Annotated in this window: 24 protein-coding genes; 2 read left to right on the forward strand and 22 right to left on the reverse strand. The window is 43.1% G+C overall.

Annotation, left to right across the window (positions count from 1 at the left end; genetic code table 11):
- Nucleotides 1–103: 103 nt before the first annotated feature.
- The 15 genes from OEZ43_21315 to OEZ43_21385 form a co-directional block, all read right to left on the reverse strand.
- Nucleotides 104–223 carry a DUF2461 domain-containing protein gene (locus tag OEZ43_21315; protein MDH5548124.1) on the reverse strand — a complete coding sequence of 40 codons (120 nt, stop codon included), beginning with the start codon at nucleotides 221–223 and terminating at the stop codon, nucleotides 104–106.
- Between the two features lie 3 nt (nucleotides 224–226).
- A complete protein-coding gene (locus OEZ43_21320; protein MDH5548125.1) occupies nucleotides 227–619 on the reverse strand; it encodes a VOC family protein in 393 nt (130 codons plus the stop codon).
- Nucleotides 620–776: 157 nt separating this feature from the next.
- Nucleotides 777–1625 carry a CPBP family intramembrane metalloprotease gene (locus tag OEZ43_21325; GenBank protein MDH5548126.1) on the reverse strand — a complete coding sequence of 283 codons (849 nt, stop codon included), beginning with the start codon at nucleotides 1623–1625 and terminating at the stop codon, nucleotides 777–779.
- Nucleotides 1626–1902: 277 nt separating this feature from the next.
- Entirely contained in the window at nucleotides 1903–2340 is a 438-nt protein-coding gene (locus tag OEZ43_21330) for a MarR family winged helix-turn-helix transcriptional regulator (GenBank protein MDH5548127.1), read from the reverse strand.
- A 131-nt stretch (nucleotides 2341–2471) separates the two neighbouring features.
- Nucleotides 2472–3032 (reverse strand): hypothetical protein, encoded by a 561-nt coding sequence (locus OEZ43_21335; protein ID MDH5548128.1) that lies wholly within the window; start codon nucleotides 3030–3032, stop codon nucleotides 2472–2474.
- Nucleotides 3033–3056: 24 nt separating this feature from the next.
- Nucleotides 3057–3254: a hypothetical protein gene (locus tag OEZ43_21340; protein ID MDH5548129.1), complete on the reverse strand. Its 198-nt coding sequence runs from the start codon at nucleotides 3252–3254 to the stop codon at nucleotides 3057–3059.
- Nucleotides 3255–3397: 143 nt separating this feature from the next.
- The gene (locus OEZ43_21345) at nucleotides 3398–5662 is read right to left on the reverse strand and encodes an alpha-amylase family glycosyl hydrolase (protein MDH5548130.1); all 2265 of its coding nucleotides are present in this window, start codon (nucleotides 5660–5662) and stop codon (nucleotides 3398–3400) included.
- Between the two features lie 186 nt (nucleotides 5663–5848).
- Nucleotides 5849–6169, reverse strand: coding sequence for a lysozyme inhibitor LprI family protein (locus OEZ43_21350; protein MDH5548131.1), 321 nt, complete (start codon nucleotides 6167–6169; stop codon nucleotides 5849–5851).
- Between the two features lie 240 nt (nucleotides 6170–6409).
- Nucleotides 6410–6739 carry a hypothetical protein gene (locus tag OEZ43_21355; GenBank protein MDH5548132.1) on the reverse strand — a complete coding sequence of 110 codons (330 nt, stop codon included), beginning with the start codon at nucleotides 6737–6739 and terminating at the stop codon, nucleotides 6410–6412.
- A 326-nt stretch (nucleotides 6740–7065) separates the two neighbouring features.
- Nucleotides 7066–7221, reverse strand: coding sequence for a hypothetical protein (locus OEZ43_21360; protein MDH5548133.1), 156 nt, complete (start codon nucleotides 7219–7221; stop codon nucleotides 7066–7068).
- A 95-nt stretch (nucleotides 7222–7316) separates the two neighbouring features.
- Nucleotides 7317–8297: a hypothetical protein gene (locus OEZ43_21365; protein MDH5548134.1), complete on the reverse strand. Its 981-nt coding sequence runs from the start codon at nucleotides 8295–8297 to the stop codon at nucleotides 7317–7319.
- Nucleotides 8287–8637 carry a MarR family transcriptional regulator gene (locus tag OEZ43_21370; GenBank protein ID MDH5548135.1) on the reverse strand — a complete coding sequence of 117 codons (351 nt, stop codon included), beginning with the start codon at nucleotides 8635–8637 and terminating at the stop codon, nucleotides 8287–8289. Before OEZ43_21370 ends, OEZ43_21365 begins: the two co-directional genes overlap by 11 nt.
- A gap of 22 nt (nucleotides 8638–8659) precedes the next feature.
- Nucleotides 8660–9022 (reverse strand): DUF6516 family protein, encoded by a 363-nt coding sequence (locus OEZ43_21375; GenBank protein ID MDH5548136.1) that lies wholly within the window; start codon nucleotides 9020–9022, stop codon nucleotides 8660–8662.
- Nucleotides 9023–9137: 115 nt separating this feature from the next.
- A complete protein-coding gene (locus tag OEZ43_21380) occupies nucleotides 9138–9431 on the reverse strand; it encodes a hypothetical protein (protein ID MDH5548137.1) in 294 nt (97 codons plus the stop codon).
- Nucleotides 9428–9745: a M28 family peptidase gene (locus OEZ43_21385; protein MDH5548138.1), complete on the reverse strand. Its 318-nt coding sequence runs from the start codon at nucleotides 9743–9745 to the stop codon at nucleotides 9428–9430. The genes OEZ43_21380 and OEZ43_21385 overlap by 4 nt, the downstream gene beginning before the upstream one ends.
- 136 nt (nucleotides 9746–9881) lie before the next feature.
- On the opposite strand from OEZ43_21385, the gene OEZ43_21390 reads away from it, so the two are divergent.
- Nucleotides 9882–11096 (forward strand): hypothetical protein, encoded by a 1215-nt coding sequence (locus OEZ43_21390; GenBank protein ID MDH5548139.1) that lies wholly within the window; start codon nucleotides 9882–9884, stop codon nucleotides 11094–11096.
- Between the two features lie 30 nt (nucleotides 11097–11126).
- Nucleotides 11127–11999: a hypothetical protein gene (locus OEZ43_21395; GenBank protein ID MDH5548140.1), complete on the forward strand. Its 873-nt coding sequence runs from the start codon at nucleotides 11127–11129 to the stop codon at nucleotides 11997–11999.
- A gap of 226 nt (nucleotides 12000–12225) precedes the next feature.
- On the opposite strand, the gene OEZ43_21400 is transcribed toward OEZ43_21395, so the two are convergent.
- The 7 genes from OEZ43_21400 to OEZ43_21430 all read right to left on the reverse strand — a co-directional run.
- A complete protein-coding gene (locus tag OEZ43_21400; GenBank protein MDH5548141.1) occupies nucleotides 12226–12966 on the reverse strand; it encodes a M28 family peptidase in 741 nt (246 codons plus the stop codon).
- A 92-nt stretch (nucleotides 12967–13058) separates the two neighbouring features.
- Nucleotides 13059–13997, reverse strand: coding sequence for a hypothetical protein (locus OEZ43_21405; protein ID MDH5548142.1), 939 nt, complete (start codon nucleotides 13995–13997; stop codon nucleotides 13059–13061).
- A gap of 89 nt (nucleotides 13998–14086) precedes the next feature.
- Nucleotides 14087–15019, reverse strand: coding sequence for a DUF2971 domain-containing protein (locus tag OEZ43_21410; protein ID MDH5548143.1), 933 nt, complete (start codon nucleotides 15017–15019; stop codon nucleotides 14087–14089).
- Nucleotides 15020–15107: 88 nt separating this feature from the next.
- Nucleotides 15108–16211, reverse strand: a complete 1104-nt coding sequence (locus tag OEZ43_21415; protein ID MDH5548144.1) for a hypothetical protein — start codon at nucleotides 16209–16211, stop codon at nucleotides 15108–15110.
- 1 nt (nucleotide 16212) lies between these two features.
- Complete coding sequence (locus OEZ43_21420) at nucleotides 16213–17490, reverse strand: hypothetical protein (protein MDH5548145.1); 1278 nt, start codon at nucleotides 17488–17490, stop codon at nucleotides 16213–16215.
- Between the two features lie 102 nt (nucleotides 17491–17592).
- On the reverse strand, nucleotides 17593–18285 hold the full coding sequence (locus OEZ43_21425; protein ID MDH5548146.1) for a hypothetical protein: 693 nt from the start codon (nucleotides 18283–18285) through the stop codon (nucleotides 17593–17595).
- A gap of 155 nt (nucleotides 18286–18440) precedes the next feature.
- Nucleotides 18441–18576 (reverse strand): transposase (locus tag OEZ43_21430; GenBank protein MDH5548147.1); only part of this gene is annotated, 136 nt, incomplete at its 5' end.

The following is an 18576-nucleotide window of genomic DNA, read 5'->3' on the forward strand; positions in this document are numbered from 1 at the left end:
CAACGAGGAACGCGATCACGATTCTCTTCAAGGAATGACACCTGTTGAGGTGTTGAAAAAATACGAACTCTCTACTTTAGGACTGTCAACCTAATGGGGAAGCTTACGTACGTACCGCGTCTTCGTAATCCTGTTTGTGTTGTTCAAACCAGTCGCGGCGATTATTCTTCGCCAGGCTGGATAAAAAACCCAAACTGTCAGGAGTGAAGTAGCGGTCCGTCATGGTCTAGTCCTTCTTTACATAAGTAATCATATTAAAAATCGCGCCCTGTGGATCAGCAACCACTGCGAAACGACCGATATTGGGAATATCCTGGGGTTCCACATAGACCTTCGCGCCCAATTTACGTGCGCGCTCGGTGCGAGCATCAATGTCGTCAACTGTAACATAAGCACCCCACATTGGAGGCATCTCTTCCGCCCCTGGGGGCGTCTGCATGATACCGGCAACTTCTTTGTCCCCTGTTTCCGCTATCAGATAGGGCACGGCCGCATCATCTGCATCCTTTAGTTTCCAATCCAACAGCTCAGAATAAAAGACCCTGGCCGCCTCTATATCAGGGGTTAACAGCTCATTCCAGCTAAAAGCGCCGTTAGGTTTCATTGCATCCAGACTCATATTGTTGCTCCTTTTCATTGATTAAATAGAATAGATTCATACCGCTAGTAGCGAGATGGCCTCCTGTGATCAGGATTGAAAGAGAGCTTACAGGGGGGCTACTGACAGCGTTGTGTCAGTAGGGATAAAAAATGTGAAGAGTGGAGAGCTTTGTCCCTCACGATGCATCCAAAGATTTGAATACCTTAAATTCGCCTCGTTTATACAAGACAAACACCAGCACTATCATCGTCAAACTCAAGCCAAGATTGGCGAGAAGTTGATTCTCCAGCACCGAGAAATACGAAATCGATGCGGCCGCGTTATTCATGCTGATGTGCGCGACTGAGGCCACCCATACACTTTGGCTTTTGACATAGACATAGGCAAGATAAGCAAAGGTGCAAAGCGATCCAATTGCCAACACTATAAAATTTAACACATCTTGCCAAAGCGGCGTCTCCGGCGCGTCCGGCATTACCAATACCAAAGGCCAGTGCCAGGCATACCAGATCAAACCACCACCAATAAACGCAACACGCGGACTGATGCGATACAACAGCGGAAACATCAACCCCCGATGACCAAACTCTTCGCCGAAACCGCTGATCACGCCGGGGAGAATATTGAATATCGTCAGGCCACCCACAAAGTAAATCCACAACATCATTTCAGGGGTAAAACCCTCGGGCAAACCGCCAGCCATATCCTGCCCGGCGTCCGCAAATTGTTTGGACAATCGTTCGAGAAACAACTGCCCACTGAAATCCCAACTGATAGCGCCGAACGCGGTGTACATGCTGGCAGAAATCATCGTGATGCCCAGACCATACAACCAGAAGCGCAGATAGTCGCTGACTTTACCGAAGCGCAAGTTGGCATCACTGAAACGTGGCGGGTAAAAGAACACGCGGGTGATAATCGCCGCAATCGCTGGACAAAGCATATAGACCTGCGCCAGATAGGCGCCTTGCTTACCCAGTGATAGCGCGCCAAGAATTGTCGCACTGCTGAGTGCGATCAACACAGCGAAATAGATCCAAAGTGTATTCCGAAATTCTTTTCTAATTTAATATCTCCCGCCGAACTGGCCTATAAAAAATGATAGACGATGCGCAAAATAAAACGGCGCTTTTTCTTAATACTGTTCGAAACCGGTTATCTTTTTAAAGCTGCAGACGACGAAACGTGACTACAATACCAGGCCACGCGGTTCCAATTGTTGTGTGCTAGCACCTTTCATAACTCACACGTTAGTTAAGTAATCTACCTCGATAGAAAGAATAAGCGTTTAACGATCACCCCTAGTTACCAGAAAGCATCTTATCCAGTAGCCTAATAAACTGCCCCAATTCCTTTTCACTCAGGTTCTGAGTTTGCTGCTCAGCCGCATGCTCCAGTACGACGGTCGTATCTTTAAACATGGTCTTGCCCGCCTTCGTCAACTTTACCAGGCTCACCCGCGCATCCCGTAGATTGCGTTCCTTCTGAACCAGGCCTATCTTCTCCATCGGCGCTAACAGACGCGTCACACCGGAGGCGGTTAGGCCGATACGCTCGGCCAGATCGATCCGCCGCATGGTGTGCTCAACTGATAGATTTAAATGAAAAAGTACCATAAATTCGGTGAAGTTGATGCCATGAAAACTCAGCTGGTTGTCGATACGACGCATAATCTTCGTCTGTAACAGCGAAACCCCCATCAAGGCCTTAATCGATTCGGTAAGATTGTTGTCGCCCATATTACTAACTTGATATATGCTTGAGGCATCAAGTATATATCAATATAATGGACGTGCAAGCTAGAATTGTGAGATATGGTGTGTCAAATATACTTCATAGCTATTTTGCGGACTCAGAAAATAGCGGAACACTATTCAAACTTTCCTATTTGAATGCCCAACAAATAGCAAGAATATGGCTTTTCTCTGTTAATATTTGCATATAATCGAATACCTAAAGAAAAACTGGGGGATAGCGGAAAAAGAACGATTAAACTTGTCGGAATGCCAATGGTCTTATAGGATATTTTTTCATAGTCACTATGAAAGAATACTTGGCTAATTAAATTCCCCTTTTTGACTCCCGTTACCTGAGAAACGCCACTAGACAATAAGATTTTTGAAATCTTATTTCTGAAAACGTAACCCAGTTGAAGGCTGACATCATCTGCTGTTTCCATCGGACTTCTAAAGACATCTAAACTATTTTTGCTATTTAACCAGGTAAAGTTTAAAAAATAATTTTCTTTAGTTAACGACAAAGACAAGTCTGATGTTAAGCCAATCCCGCCGATTCCGTAACCCACATTAAGCCAATAGTTTCTGTTTTTTGACTCTTCTTTACTCATCGAAAATGCGTTGTTGCCAAGTACAGAGAGCATGACCAGAATTGCTAACCTTGAGTGTCTAAATACCGTTGATTTTTTCTTCATTATAGCTTTATGGGCGTTGGATGCTTATACATTGGTGGGTGTCGTAAGCCCGCCAATGAAACTTGTTGCGAACGTAAACAATATAGACAAAATTATGATGGCCGGGATAGCTGCAATTGCCCACTTTACCATAAAAATAACCATGGATATGAACGGCATTTTGATATCTGTGATAACTACTTCATTTTTTGTAAATACTATTTGGTTATCTGATTTGTTCATAGAATTTTCCTTATAACTTATCAAATATTTGTATGAATAATATTTTATACCGAACTTCTAATAGTCGGAAAACCAGATCAACTTCCAAGTTCCGTTTCAATTCAACATGTATTTTAAAGTCATTCGTAATGACGAATGCTACCCTACTGCACCGCCGCCTCCCATTTATAGATAAAACCACTTGAACTCGGCAGACGAAAACCGCTGTAGTGACCGTCCTGTGATTCAACAGTGGTCTCTTTTGCAATATCGTTTGCACCATAAGGTGGAAGATCATCGACTTGATCAATATCCGCGAGTTTGATCCATTTGCCGGGTACGCCAAACTCCACATCTAGTTCGACATCGTGGTTTTCAAAATTCATCATCACCAATACCCGTTCGTTGGTAGCTCCATCGGGTTGCGCCCACCAGCCGATAACTTTCTCGCCGCCGCCATGTCGCCCATCGAGCCAGGGTGCCACAACCCAATCGAAATGACCATCAGTTGCGGGATCATAGCCTTCGAGCCGCATCCCTGGATAGCGACGACGCAACTGTATCAGTCGGTGTGCCCACTGATAATAACCGTGCTGGTTCATATTATTGGGCCAGTCGACGGTCACAATATTGCGTGGTCGCTCGACGTTAAACTCCTGCCCCATGTAGAGCATCGGTTGTCCCAAGCCCACCATGGTAGCAAAGAGGCCGAGACGGCTTTTGCGTTCTTTCGCCGCCGGGTGATTCAACAGCGGATTGGTGCCGACCTCGTAGGCCACGCTGTTCTCATCGTGGCTTTCGCAATAATTAATCGTGTTATTGGTGTGCGCAGCGTACACCTGTTTGCTGAAATAAAAGATGTCGCCCATGCGCTCGGTATTGTAAGGCGTGTGTTCGAATTCGCCTTCGCGCAACAGCGCCTTCATTTTATCGTGAAAGGTATCACACCACTGGGCATAACCGTCGAAACCATTACGATTCAGGTCTTCCTGATTAGGCAGGTTTTCGGCAATCAGAATGACCTCTGGCTTGTATCCTTTCACTTCAGTCGCGAGGCGTTCAAGAAAGCGATGGTCCATGTAGTTGGTATGGGTCGCATCAAAGCGAAAGCCATCGACGTGGTACTCGGTGATCAGCAATTTGCAGGCATCGATGAGCATGTTTTGCACGTCTTCCTTCTCCGTGGCGATGCGATTACCCCACGGTGTTTCCTTACAAAAGTACAAGCCGCCTTCGTTACGTGCCGCTTCGTCGGGGTGTTCCAGAATCATGTTCCACAACGGGTTGAAGTTGTTATCGGTATGATTAAACACCTGATCCAGTATCACCGCCAGTCCCTGTTGATGAGCCGTATCGACCAGTTCACGTAAATCATAGGTCGAGCCAAAGTCTCTCTCCACGGTGCAATACAAGGACGGGTTATAACCGAGGGCGGTAGGCCCTTGCATGCTCGGCGTTTCGGCGAGTGGCATGAGCGATAAAGCCGTTACACCGAGATCGTTAAAATACCCGTCGCGTATGCGCTCGGTGATACCTCGAAAACGGCCACGGTTATCAGGCGCGATATCGGGGTCACCATCGGTAAACCCATGCACACTGAGCTCATACAGAATAAGGTCGCGCAGTTGGGGCGTGCGCCAATGCGAGTCCTGCCAATGGTAGGTGGCAGGATCTTCTATCACCGAATTGTTGAACCGATAGTCATTGCTCAAGCGACGTGCGTAGGGATCAACGATGTAACGCTGCATGCGGTTCTTGTGATCACGGGGTACGCCGCCCTGGACATGGAATTTGTATTCGTGGTCGGCTTTTGCCTTGTCGCTCACGCCAAGCCAGATATTGGGAATACCGAAATAACCTTGAAACAACTTGAGTTCGACAAACTGGTTTGGGTCGGGTGTATCATGACTCGGGCGTTGCCAATCGTTAAAGCTGCCCATGACATACACCCGTGCCGCATTGGGATGGTACAGACCAAACAATACGCGCCCGTCTTTTAGCACCGTCGCGCCCAGACCGGAAAAGCCTCCGGTTCCCGGAACATAGGATTCGGTCTTGAAGTGTAATGTTTGCAGAAACTCCTCTGCCGTCGATGTCTCGGCAGCACGCGGCTGTACATCGTAGACAAAGGCCTTGTCGGCCTTGACCCAAACACGGTTTGGAGTCATCGTCTGATTATCGAATACCACTTCAGGTTCGAAAACCCGATCCAAGCTTGCATCTTCCCAAGGGCCATCCATACCCTCGCCGTCTTTGAACTTGAATTTAAATCGCGAGCGCAAGACTTCGACAGCGTATACCAGACCAAACTCATCGGCCCCGCCCGGCGCCAAATCGTGGCATACGCTGGAGCCATCGTACCAAATCCAAATATGGGGTTGAGCAAATTGAAAGGCGTTGTCGTAATGAATGTTGACTGTGAATGGCATCAGATTCCCTCCTGTTTCCATTGTTTTCAGTAAACGTAAATGGTGTGATCTTAGTTTCGTTCACAGATGGGCTTGGTGCAAGGTGGAAAGGGAAAATGTGAAAGTTGACAGCCGGAATCGTGGTTCAGGAGATCTGCCGCAAACACGGAGGGACGGAAGCGTCTAGCAGGCTCTATATTTTTATGCTTAAAGCTTGCTCGATTGGCATCCGGTAGATTTACATTCTCGGATTCTATCACGCAACTCGTTTGTTCTATTTACAGTCATACTCTTAGTACAGCTCAAACTTACAAAAAACATTCCGTCTTTCCTAAAACTGCATCTTTCATTTCGTGATTTAATCCAAGAAACTTGTCTCTTTTTTAACACTTTACTTTCAGACTCTGATAGAAAAGACCTAAGAGTTTTGTATTCCTGGTTTAGTTCATTGTCCGCTTCCTGATATACCTTGTTTAAGCAATAGAGATCGTCAAAATCATCTCTTGGTTTGTCGCAGTTGTCTGCCATTGTATTCAACGAAAAACACAAAAGAAATAAGCCAAATATGGGTACTTTCCCTCCAAACATTCGATCATCTCCGTTTTAAATATGCCAGTGCTATATTCGGCATACTTACAGCTATCCTGAATACCGATATTCACAAAAATCATGTCTATAGAGGAAACACCGATTCGAAGTTTTTCACAATCAACGACTACTATATTAGGACCAAGTATAATCGTAAACTCACTGTACCGAAGACAATCATCATTCGTGTTGTACCGTTACACTGGTAGCAACTCTAGTAGAATTGCCTGTGCCGTCCTTCGCTAAATAGGTAATAGTATAGATGCGACCTTCTTTGTTGTTTCCATTCCTGGTGGCTTTCAAATAGATCTGTGTATCGCTGGTTCCATATTCGGTACCTTGTATATCCCCTTCGTGTAAAACCTCATTGGACCTTATTGATTCCAGTACAACCAGGGGTTCAGGATAATAGTTGTCAGAAATACTTAGACGCGCAACAATTTCAACCATTTTTTGATTAGGAGGCCAGATCACCTGGGTATTTGCCGACACATCGACTGTTGGTAGCATTGTGTCTACTTTATGGAGAGCTGACGTAAAATACTTCATAGCTTAAAGGTGCATCTATTTATCGAAATATGCCTCCGAGAAGAGTCGATTTTCCGATCAAAAACTAGGTAATCGATCTTCCTGAGTTGTTTTGCAATTCATAATGATATGTTATGGCGCTACCCGAATTAATACCATAAACGTTTACCGAAACAGGCTCCTCTGCAAAAGCAGATATAGGTAACATAACAAACGCGTGTATGTGTAAAGTTTTTATCAATCTGAATATTGTAACGTAGCCCTTAACTATAACGATCCCCTGCACTGTATCCTTCATTGTCTCGAAATCAAGGTGGTCGATGTTGTCGGTTATTTCTACCCAAAAACTCTACTTCGATATTGGCTTGCACCATATACTCGGCCATTTCAGATTTAAACGAACCGCTAGAGAAGTTGCTCACGACACCAATGAAATCCCCTTCGGTGGGATAGAACCACTTCATCAGGCCTAAGGGATATTCCTGCGAGTCTTTCTCTTTACGATAGAAAAACCCGGGTCAGAGACCCGATATTTTCGCAATAGCTTTCTCTAGCCCCATCACTTAAAGTGAATATAAAAATCATCTGTGTCTCTGTCACGCACTTTCATACTGTTTCGCTTTCTAACGGTTAAGGAAATGAGCCCATGTCCTGGCCGATTTTCCACTTTTTCTCGCTCGATATTGAGTACAATCGTTTCTTTCGAACCCGGAACCGGAGTGAAGTATTTACGCAAATAAGTGGGTTTCACCCGGAAAGATTTGGGATCGATATCGGGACTATAGTGAATACTTATTGGAACCGCCGATTCTTCCCTCGAGACGCGAATGTGATTGGACATCGGTTGCTCATATGACAATAGTTGATTAATATCATACGGCTCGACTATTGTCTTATTTGATCCCCCAAAGAACTCGGATTTACACGATGGGCCTTTCACGGCACCAGTTACGATGAAGTCAGACTCCCAAGGAACATCATCTCTTTCTATCGGGAAGGTATCATAATCCCATCCACTGGCCTCTATATAGGTATCAAGTTCATACGCACGTAGGCCAGGTGGATAAGAGCTTACCACTCGATGTCCTTCCGCAACACCTCCGGGTTTGAGCTGAAGAAACCAAATAATTTTATTGTCTACACTGATTACGGGAGCGACAGCAACACCATATTTCTGAAATGCGTGTACAGGAACATGCTTACCATCCCTGGAATAATTGCCTTTGAAGGCGGGGTCAGACGGATATGAGATTTCCTGGTTCGGATTTATGTCAGCGCAAAAAATGTCGAGTGAAAAATTTATTATCTTGGCATTGTTATTGTGGTTTGATTCGATTCTGTATACGTATTCATAAAGGTCATTGGGGAGTTCGTTGATCGTTACACTGACAATTGAATTGGAAATGTCTTCATCACGTGTGCGTGGATCCTTAAGCTCAGAGGCACTGGCGCTACTAGTCAAAAGAGTGATGACAAGAAAAAATATACTAGCACTTTTCTTTGCTAGACTGAGCGCTAAACGTAAAAAGTTAAGCAGCATGAATCTCAAACTCAGTTGCCTTAGCGATAGGTTTTACGTTAGATTTTGTCCTTTTCAATTCAACGAAGCCATATTGCTCCATTTTCTTGAGTGTCCTGGATAAATTACTTTTTTGCCTCCCAGATAATTCTGCCAATTCTGTTAATGATTCGGGTTGAGCTTCGGCTATCATCCTCAACAGTTCCCTATTATTTTCATTCAAAACCTCAGCAACCGACTTCAATGTTGGAAACCAGACCTTTGGCTCTCCTCTTTTTGGTTTATACGTACCTTTGGCAATAGCAAGTGCCCTATCCCTTATTTTTTCTTGTGGCATAACACCGATAACGATTTTCTTCATTTCTAACCTCAGGATGTGAATATCACTTTTCCAATTTCAGGTGATCGTCAACTGCCTGAAAGAAGTCTTCAAGAAGTTGTTCGGGTGAGGAAAAGGAATATGGTGTGATACGCTCGTCAGAGCTATGATGCTGGTGATCATAGGTGACTATTTGCCCAGTATACCTTTTCCTCGATCGTACCTTTACAGAGTGGGCATTATCAAAACCGAGAATTCTTGTGCCATCAGAACGGTGAAGCGTTAGACTGTATTTAATTCCGTGAGGCCGCTCGGGACTCGGTTTTCCCAGTCGCTTTGCTTCTATCTTTATCCAGCTTTTGTCCTCTTGGACGAAGATCGATCCATCGAGGTCCAATAAAGTATCTAGTCCTTTTTCCCTTTTCACGCACCCACCATATTATCATCGGATGATAACACGAAAACTTTAGGTGCCCCAACTAGAATCCTTAAATACATAAAAAATATAAAGTTAAACACAGATCGCATAATTTATATTACCCCTACCGACTCCCCACCCAATAAACCCCATACGCAATCCCCCTTACCGTATCCCTCATCATCTCGAAATCCAGTGTATCGATAGTATCGGTGATTTGATGATAATTGAGGTTTCGGTAAAAGGCGGTGTCGGTGATCATGATGGCGTCATAGCCGAAGTGCCAGTAATTGAGGTGATCTGAAAAATCCACGCCGACTAATCCGGCGGGTGCGGATAATGTCTCTACGTTGATATTGGCTTGCGCCATATACTCTGCCATTTCAGATTTAAACGAACCGCTAGAGAAGTTGCTCACGACACCAATGAAATCCCCTTCGGTGGGATAGAACCACGAACTTTGCGATAGTAGCCCAGCATCTCTAAGGAGATCATGCCGATCACATCAACTTTGTTGTCGGCCAAATGCTTTGCATGCACATAGCTCCCCATTTCCGTGGTACGAAAGAAGGGTGGTTCTTCCAAGGTGTAGGCAACGAGATCGATACGCTTTTTGAGGGTGGATTCGTGTTGCTTCAGGAATTTGGCAATCGCCAATAAACCCGCCACGCCACTGGCGTTGTCATCCGCGCCTGCCTGAAGGCCATAGGAATCATAGTGCGCGCCGACAATGAGTCTTTTTCCCTCTTTCGGGCCGAAGGAAACAATGATGTTTTCGACTTCGTCTGTTTCGCCGATGGCATATTGCTGTCGTTGAACATCGTGCCCTTGCCTCTATCGCTTTTTTTTTATTCGTAATAAATACTATGTGGCTGCCGCTATTTGGATTAGTTCTTTTATTTTAACATTTCCCTCTACCGTATATGCGGATGAATTTCGGTATTCCAATTACTATAATCAATATGTATTTAGTACCCTAGACGAAGCTTATAATTTTATGGTTCAAAGTCTGAGAATAACTAGTCCCGTGTCGCTAGTTGTCGATTTTGTTGAAGAGTCAGAATATACGGACTTTAAGACGGGTGATAGGTATTTCTATCGTTCTATTCATTATAAAAAGTTATCACCTACATTGAATTGGGAGTTGGTTGGCTGGTCTGATGATTATCTTTCAACTTTTGATCCCAATTTCTTTGCCTCTGCAAAGGAGTTCTGTGATTCAAAAATTGTCAATAGTAGTGACGTAATAACATATATTCCACTTAGCGGCAATTACGGTTCGTGTACTAATTCTAGTGGGATTACGGTAGCGAACGCAGCAAAATATGTCGATTGCTTCAATACAGGATATGTTCCAAGTGGCTATAGAAAAGAGTATAAATTAGAGCAGTTGGGATATACTGAATGCATACCGACCAAACTGGGCGATGTATGGATTTCTCAAACGTCCAAACTCGAGAGTGTATGCCCACATAATAGCTATATTGATATTGAAAAATTGACGCCAAACGACAGTGAAACATTAAAATTTACTCGCCTTCTAGAAATGACTAAAGGGAGTGCTGGGGACGATCTCTTGTCAGATAATACTAAAATGGCGGAAAGATGGTTAAGAAGGAAGTTTTTTCTCACTATGGGTAACGGTATTGAGGGCGAATATGATCCGTCCGGCAATGATCTTTTTGATAAAAATGGTAAACTGATTTACAGACGATCGTCGACCTTTAGAACGGAAGCATATCAGAAGCATTTACGTGACGTATGGGAAACAGCTTTAGTATTAGAGAGCTTATCCGACCCCAAGGATATTGAAGCCTGTAAACGACGTACTCAAGAAGTAGTCAACCATCGAGATCACTATCATGGATTAACGGATAGGCCAGGCGTAGATAGTAAACATGTAGTTAATACTGCATTTGATGTTTCCCGTATTACAGCCTTGAGGCTTTTGGAGCATGTTGGGTCGAGATCTAACGTTGAGAAATTTATTGATGCGCCGTATCCAGTACCAGGACTAGGATGGGGGGGGTATTTTGTAAATCCTGAGCCCGATGATGTGCATTTTTATCTAAAAGATCGCTAAAGCTGCTAACGACTTCATGGAGAAAGATTTATGAAATACTTCAACATTTGCAGACCAATGAATATCCTACCAACGTTGATGTTTTGTATGTCGTCTACGGCTATATGGGCGGAAGAACCAGTTCGGGCAAATGTTTTTGGCGCTCATTCCGGTGGCTCTGTAACTTACCATTACCAATTAGAAAACAATTCGGGAAGATCGATTACAGAGTTTTTGCTCGGAAAATCGACTCTTCTCGGTGGCATATCGCGAGAAATAGACGCACCGTTAAGCGTTTATCCCGTAGGAGCTGTTCCAACAGTTGACGACGAAAATCTTACTCCGGGTGAAAACACGGCGCCGTCTCTGTGGGACGCATTCCTACAACTTGATAATTCATTGAAGTACTTCTATAGCTGGCGTACAAAAAGTGGAGCCATTGCGGCAATCCGGGACGGCGAAAAATCGGATTTCAGTCTCAAGCTCACTACTGATGACAGTGCAGGTTATGATGGATTCTTTTCAGTAATGTACGGCGAGTCTAAGTCACCAAAGTATTACACTGCCGAACTACATAAATTGGATGTGTCACCGCCAACTGTTGATATTGCCATTAACAAAGACGTTTTGTGGCCACCTAATAATAAAATGACTGAAATTGTCGTTAGTTCAAGCGTATCTGACGACTATGACCCAGAGCCGCTGGTCATACTGGAATCGATTACTTCTAATGAGACCTTACAAGATGGAGATATTCAAGACGCCGCATATGGAACTAGTGATCTTCGCTTTAACTTGAAAGCCACCCGGAATGGAAACAACAAAGATGGTCGTGTCTATGTTGTTACATATTTAGTGAAGGATGGAACCGGTAATTCTAGTAGAGGCGTCGCTAAAGTGATTGTTCCGCATGATCGGCGATAAATTGTCTACTTACTTAGACAAGCGAACAATTTGTCGAAACTTGGCGTTATTAAAGGGCAGCATTTTTTCGTAATGCGTCTATCAGCGGTTGCAACACAACACCGCAACGACTGACCCCTTAGCACTCTAACACTAATATCTACGGCATTCCCACAACTATCCGATATACCCAATCATACACACCAAAGGACTACACCTAGGCATTAAACTTAGAAATTTATTTATCCTAAAACCCAATGCTATCCCGATGATAACGTAAACTATTTTTCGCTTTTTTAGGAGGCAGTGCTCCGTTTTGGTTAGAATTGAAGTCGACCAAAACACCAATCCACACAAAAATGGGATAGAACCACTTCATCAGGCCTAAGGGATATTCCTGCGAGTTTTTTTCTTTACGATAGTAGCCCAGCATCTCTAAGGAGATCATGCCGATGACGTCAACCTTGTTGTCGGCCAAATGCTTTGCATGTACATAGCTCCCCATTTCCGTGGTACGAAAGAAGGGTGGTTCTTCCAAGGTGTAGGCAACGAGATCGATACGCTTTTTGAGGGTGGATTCGTGTTGCTTCAGGAACCTGGCAATCGCCAATAAACCCGCCACGCCACTGGCGTTGTCATCCGCGCCTGCCTGAAGGCCATAGGAATCATAGTGCGCGCCGACAATGAGTCTTTTTCCCTCTTTCGGGCCGAAGGAAACGATGATGTTTTCAACTTCGTCTGTTTCGCCTATGGCATATTGTTGTCGTTGGACATCGTGCCCTTGCCTCTCCAGTTCTTGACGGATAAATAATGCCGCCGCTTCCAATCCCCTGGCCTGATCAAAATTGCGGGGGCCGATGTTGACGGAGAGTTCGTGGACGATGCTTTGTAGGTATTTGGAATCTATCTGGATGTCATTCGCGTTTAGTTGTGAGAATGCGACGTTGGGGAAGATGGTGATGATGATTAGAAATATGGTTTGTTTCATACGAAAGTACTTTGCGACCGCTGCTGTTGCCTATTCTAGTGGTCTATCATCCTTATCAACAAAGACATTTATCGGCTCAACTTGTTACGCATTTATTTGCTGACATAGGCTTTCTTTAATAAGTCGATTTTATGCTGTCGTTGTCTGTATCTTTCGATCTTTGAGTTACTACTGGTCGATACTTTACTTCTATATTGACCAGTCTTATTGGCAACCCCTTGGTCTATATCAGCGTCGTCCCATTCAAATTTTATATCGTGGCTGCCGTATTCTGTAAAAGGCAACAAAGTATTTACTGTGAACGTCCCTACTGAATCTACAGATAAAGCCGTTTCCGTCGTAGAGTCAATTGAGGATAGAATGACCGTATCGCCATTTAGATACGTTGAATCAATGTCTACAATTGCGTCTGCGGCATCCCTTGTTACAAAATGAACTTGTCCAAATATGAGACCTTTTGTTCCGGTGTTTTTTACCTCTCCCAGATACTCTAGGTCGCCGAGCGAGTCCTCTGCAACATTCACAACCCCCTTTATGGCTAGTTTTGCTTTCGGTGTTGAGACGTCAGATGCAATGTCAAATGAATATTTACAGTTGTATGAAGAAAACTCATTTTTTGAAATAAATGGCCATATTTCAAAAACTCCGACCTCTGAAGGCCTTAAGGCCGTATTTGTTGCGATTCCTGTTTTACTCAATATCACATTGGTGCCAACAATATACGATCGATCCTCCTTAACTAAAATTGAAGCATCATCGTAGAAGGAGCATTTGACTTCTACAAATATAGCATCCGTATCACCTCTGTTCGTTACTTCGCCGAATAGAGATACTCGGTCTCTTGAATCAATATATTCGTTTATAGAACTCACCAACTCTATTTTTGGTACGGACTTGACTTCGGCCACGTCACCGCTTCCCGTGACATCAGGTAAAATACGTTTATCATTTGTTGAATTGCTATTTTCAACACACGACATAATGAACGGCATGATTAATAAAAACGTCCAATAATTTATCTTAACGTCCATATCATCAATCCTTCTTATATGCATAACGACCAAGCTGTGCGGCGCGATGTAAGGAGCGTCCGAACGCGCGTATTGTTAGGCTTTGATAGCTATTTATCATGCTTGCGCTCAACATCCATCATACTCTCGTAATAATCCTCTAATCCCCCCATGCGTTGAAGCATTCTTAGCGGATTGGTGCTTGCGGCTTGGTATTCGTGGTCCTCTGTAATGGAGCACCAGGAGCATAAATCAGCCTCTTCTGAGATTGGCTCCTTGCATTCCTCACACATATTGATGCACTTTTGGATTGAGCCAGAATGATATTGATGTGCCATACCATTAGAATCTAAGAAATATGGCACAGATGTGGTTTTACCGATATTCATTTCAAAATAATTTGCGCCAATATTGTCAGCCAATACATTAACGCTATCTTTCGTTTCTTGTGTTGCATTATGGCCTGCAATAAGAGAAGTAATACTTCCTACAGGGAGATCTAATAAGATAATATCTCCAACTGCATTAACTAGTTCGTTGCCAACAACTAGGCGTCTCTCTTGCTCATATGACCAGCATGTGTGTTTCGTGTAGTAAGCCGCACTGAACACTCCGCGCTGGAGTAAAAAATGATATCTCAGCTTACCTATGTGGCATGCTCGAGCAAGCATATCTAGAAGGTCGTCACTGGGCTCATCGCGGTAGTCAACATCACCAAACTCTACATCCGGCAATGAATCAATTACAATTTCTTCGTCTATCTCAATTACGACGCCACGATGCCCATGTGCATAGTGCGCCCACATAGGAGTTACGCTTGGTGATTTTGAAAAGCATGTTGTTGGTAGTTGAGGCATAACTCCGATAGTGTCCTTGTATGTGGCCAGCATCTCGGGGTCTTGCTGAAAATCAATCGTCAGAAATAATTCGTATGGATCGTTAAAATCTTTTGGGTGCGAGCATTTAAAGCTGCATACATCTTCTTTAGATAGGGACAGCTTAAGAGTATCAGCACCCATGTATTTATAGACTTTTGATCCCATTTAGCTGTTCATCCTTTTTTAAGCCTAACGCCTTGCTCACCGGATAATTAGGAGCGAAGCGAGTAATTTTTCCGTGTGCAGAAATTTGTTAGATTTCCCGAATTTCATCAAATGTGACATCTAATTGACGAGAGAAATCTTTGGGTAGCTTTACCGCATCAACTAAATACTTGGCTGCTGATGACGAAAACTGGCGAACCCTTTTATTATTTGAAACATAATCAGAAGTAAATTTATCCTTCTCACTTATCCTTGTTGAAACATTCATAAATGATATTTCTCGAAGTGGAAAAACGCATTTTTGTATGTCTCCGGGAGAATCCAGAAGCTTTCTTGACAGCTCCAAATATGATGTCCAGCTTTTAATCTCTGGCTCCGGGGCAATGGATGAATTTGTTGAACTCGAATACATCTCGGTCATTCTATTTTTTAACAAAAAGCTGTCTCTACCTCCCCATATGTAATATTTCATCAATCTTCCATAATCACTTTCAGTTACTTCATAGTCAATCACTGCTCGAAAGTCATGAATTATTTTTGTCATCAGATACAAAAAAATAGACAGCGAGTAATTAAATAGCGCTTTATGTTTGTTTTTTTCAGGGTCGAGCTCGCCCTTTACTTTCTCCAACCCGACCAGAAACTTCCTAAAAGCTTTGGTTACATCCTTTTCGGCAGGCAAATCATTATTAAGAAACGCAACAAACTGCTCTAGTGTTGGATTTCCTGACACCGAAGAAAACAAGTTCATCCAATTTGAGATAGATGTGGAATAGCAATAATCAGAACAAAAATCCAACGAGAAAGACTCGGCATAGTTACCAAATTGCCGCTCATCAAACAAATGCACGCCTATTTGTCTTGCCGATAGTCTGTGTGCTTCAGAAGCCTGCTTTCGAAGAATGACGAACGCCTCAGAGCATCCAGTAAATTTCATCAATCCAGACGCCCAAAAAGCTCTATTGATAGGGCTGGTTTTACCTAATGTCTTGCAATCGAAGATAACTTTGTTCTGCTTTCCTGAGGATTCCACCTTGACTCCGAGAACATCAATATCTGTTATTAACGTAGAGGTATCTGATAGCTCTCTATAATTTTGTATATTTACCTCAAGAAATGGAACCATTTCATTTACTAGGCAATATCTGATCGCCATTTCTTTCTGGTGTATATCTTTATCAAATTTTGACATTTTATTCGTAAACCATAATCAACTGTTCAAATTGGCTAGCCGCCTCGGCATTGAGCGCCACTTTTTCTCTCTTTTTTAACTCTGCAGAGGAAATGATTGACTGTATATACTTTTCATCTTTCGATAAAGCCAATCTTGCGTCCTGATTAACATCTAAACTAGACATCTCACCAGTTCGTAACAAGCTAATTGCCAGATTTAACGCCGCTACGTTTTCTTCTGTTTTGTTAAGATGAAACTGATATCTATCACCGTTTGTATTCTTTAGGAAACCCACCTTAAGAAAGACCAGATTCCGATATTGGTTCGCCGCCTCCGAATTTGAGCCTATATAACCTTTATCCCTCAAGGTTTCCAGAATTCTAACTGGCATTCTGATTCGATACTGATCCGCTAGTAGTTGACCCTTTCGAACACATGACACTAAGGCCATAGCTCTTTCATAAATTTCCCTATTAGCTGAATCCAAGCGGGAACCACCAGGTCGTGGAGTAAAAACAAACGTTTCTTTAGATGTCTTGAATTCGATAGATGGCGGTTTGAGAATTCCTTCTGAACAAAGGTGGCCTAACAGTTCTTTCTGCGTTACTGTTAATTTGTGACCGCCCAACTCGAGCCTTTTTTCAATCAGTGATAGGGGCCATCCCTGATTATTTTTTATGATATCCAGAACGGCTTGGATATCAGACGACCCAGATTTTACTGACAAGTCGACAAGTTCATCAAGATTGTCTGAAAAATAAAATGGGCTAGCTACAATATTTCGCCCACGCGCCCTGAATTCTTTCAAATAGTTTCCATGTGTACCGATTTCCACGCATCTAGTAAACATGGGCATATCAATCCCGGTAGATGATAACAGTCTATCTTTATTTTCCGGTTTATTTTGTAGCTCAGACAGTATTAGCAAGGTTCCCTGTTCGTGCTCATTTAGGTCTGAAAATGTAAAATAATTTCCTACGCCTTCATATAGATCCTGAAATCTAGGAACGTCAGGTATTACAGAAAGAATCTTTACTCCTTTTGTAACTAGCTGAACGTATTCAATTTCAGCCAAAATAGTTAGCGCTTCCTTTAGGGCATATGACGGAATTGAAAAGTAGTAATCAGAGACCTTTCTTAATACTTCATATTCTATTTCCGCAAGCCCTCTCAAGTGTATGGCTAAGGTAGCAGCCATGCCCATAGTTCTCATGCTATCAAAGTCAGGTACATCTATATTTCCCAACCCTGATTGGATATCGTATGACAGTTCTACGAGTTTTCTTCCATTAATCATAGTTATTTCATACTCAAAAAATCAAACGCTTACAGCAGAGGCAAACATGAAGCGCTAGCGTAATGTTTGTCCTGCTGCCTGTACTTGTTAGGACTATATATCTCAAAGTTTAGATACCTTTATATGTTTCTTTTTCCCTTTGGATTCCCTCCATACAACAACTCGATATTGCTGAGGGATCGGGGTAGGAGCCTTACCTGGTTTTTTAGGTGTTTTTGGTTTTTCTTCAGCCGAGACCTCTTCCCATTCTTCGTCATCGAAGGCCAGTTGCTTTGGAATCCGAGGCGCCTTTTCTAACTGATTTTCCAGTTCACGCATGAACTCCGGTACTTCCTCGCCTTCCTCACCGAGTAAAACACGTGCATTATCCATTGCCTCATCTACTGTCATATCGCCACTCTGAACTTTATTAAAAAGAGATCTCAATTGCGATACTGCCCCACCTCTCTTACTAGTCTTAACATTAGCGTTACTACCACCAAATGGCGATGCAGCGCTTTTAAATAAGGCATTGCTAGCATAAGAAACTTGGTTATTAATTGTTTCGAGACCAGAAACGAAATCAGCATAAGAACCTATGCCAAAATATAGTACTGTAAGGGTTGCTGCTATTTTTCCCTTTCCCTTAATCGACCCTTCTTCGATTTCAAGCGAAATAGAGTAATCTGAGAGATGAAGCGTTTTTTCTAGACTTTTCTCCCATTCATCGAACAAAGCACTGGAGTAGCGCTCAAAATCCTCTTGAGGAAGATTTGGGACTTTAATAAGAAAGCTATTAGTCCCAATTTCAATCATCTATTTCTCCGTAAGTCATGGGTGCGCCCTAACGAGACTGTAGAAAAATCAGCAACTGACACCGACAACCTCGCCCGTCAGTTTGAACAATATGCAGTGAATTTTTCATGCCCCAAACATTATCCATTTGTATCAATTTGATTGAACCTGTCGTTTTACGCTGCTAATCCACCATAATTGGCCAACTTCTCTATGTTATGCACCATACAGCAAAGCTGCCATTGGCTTTGCACCTTCTTTTTACCTCGCAAACTAAAACGGTTCAACCGCTTATTCGTGCCTATGTTTGCA

It is taken from the genome of Gammaproteobacteria bacterium (genome assembly GCA_029881255.1).
Lineage (GTDB): Bacteria > Pseudomonadota > Gammaproteobacteria > S012-40 > S012-40 > JAOUMY01.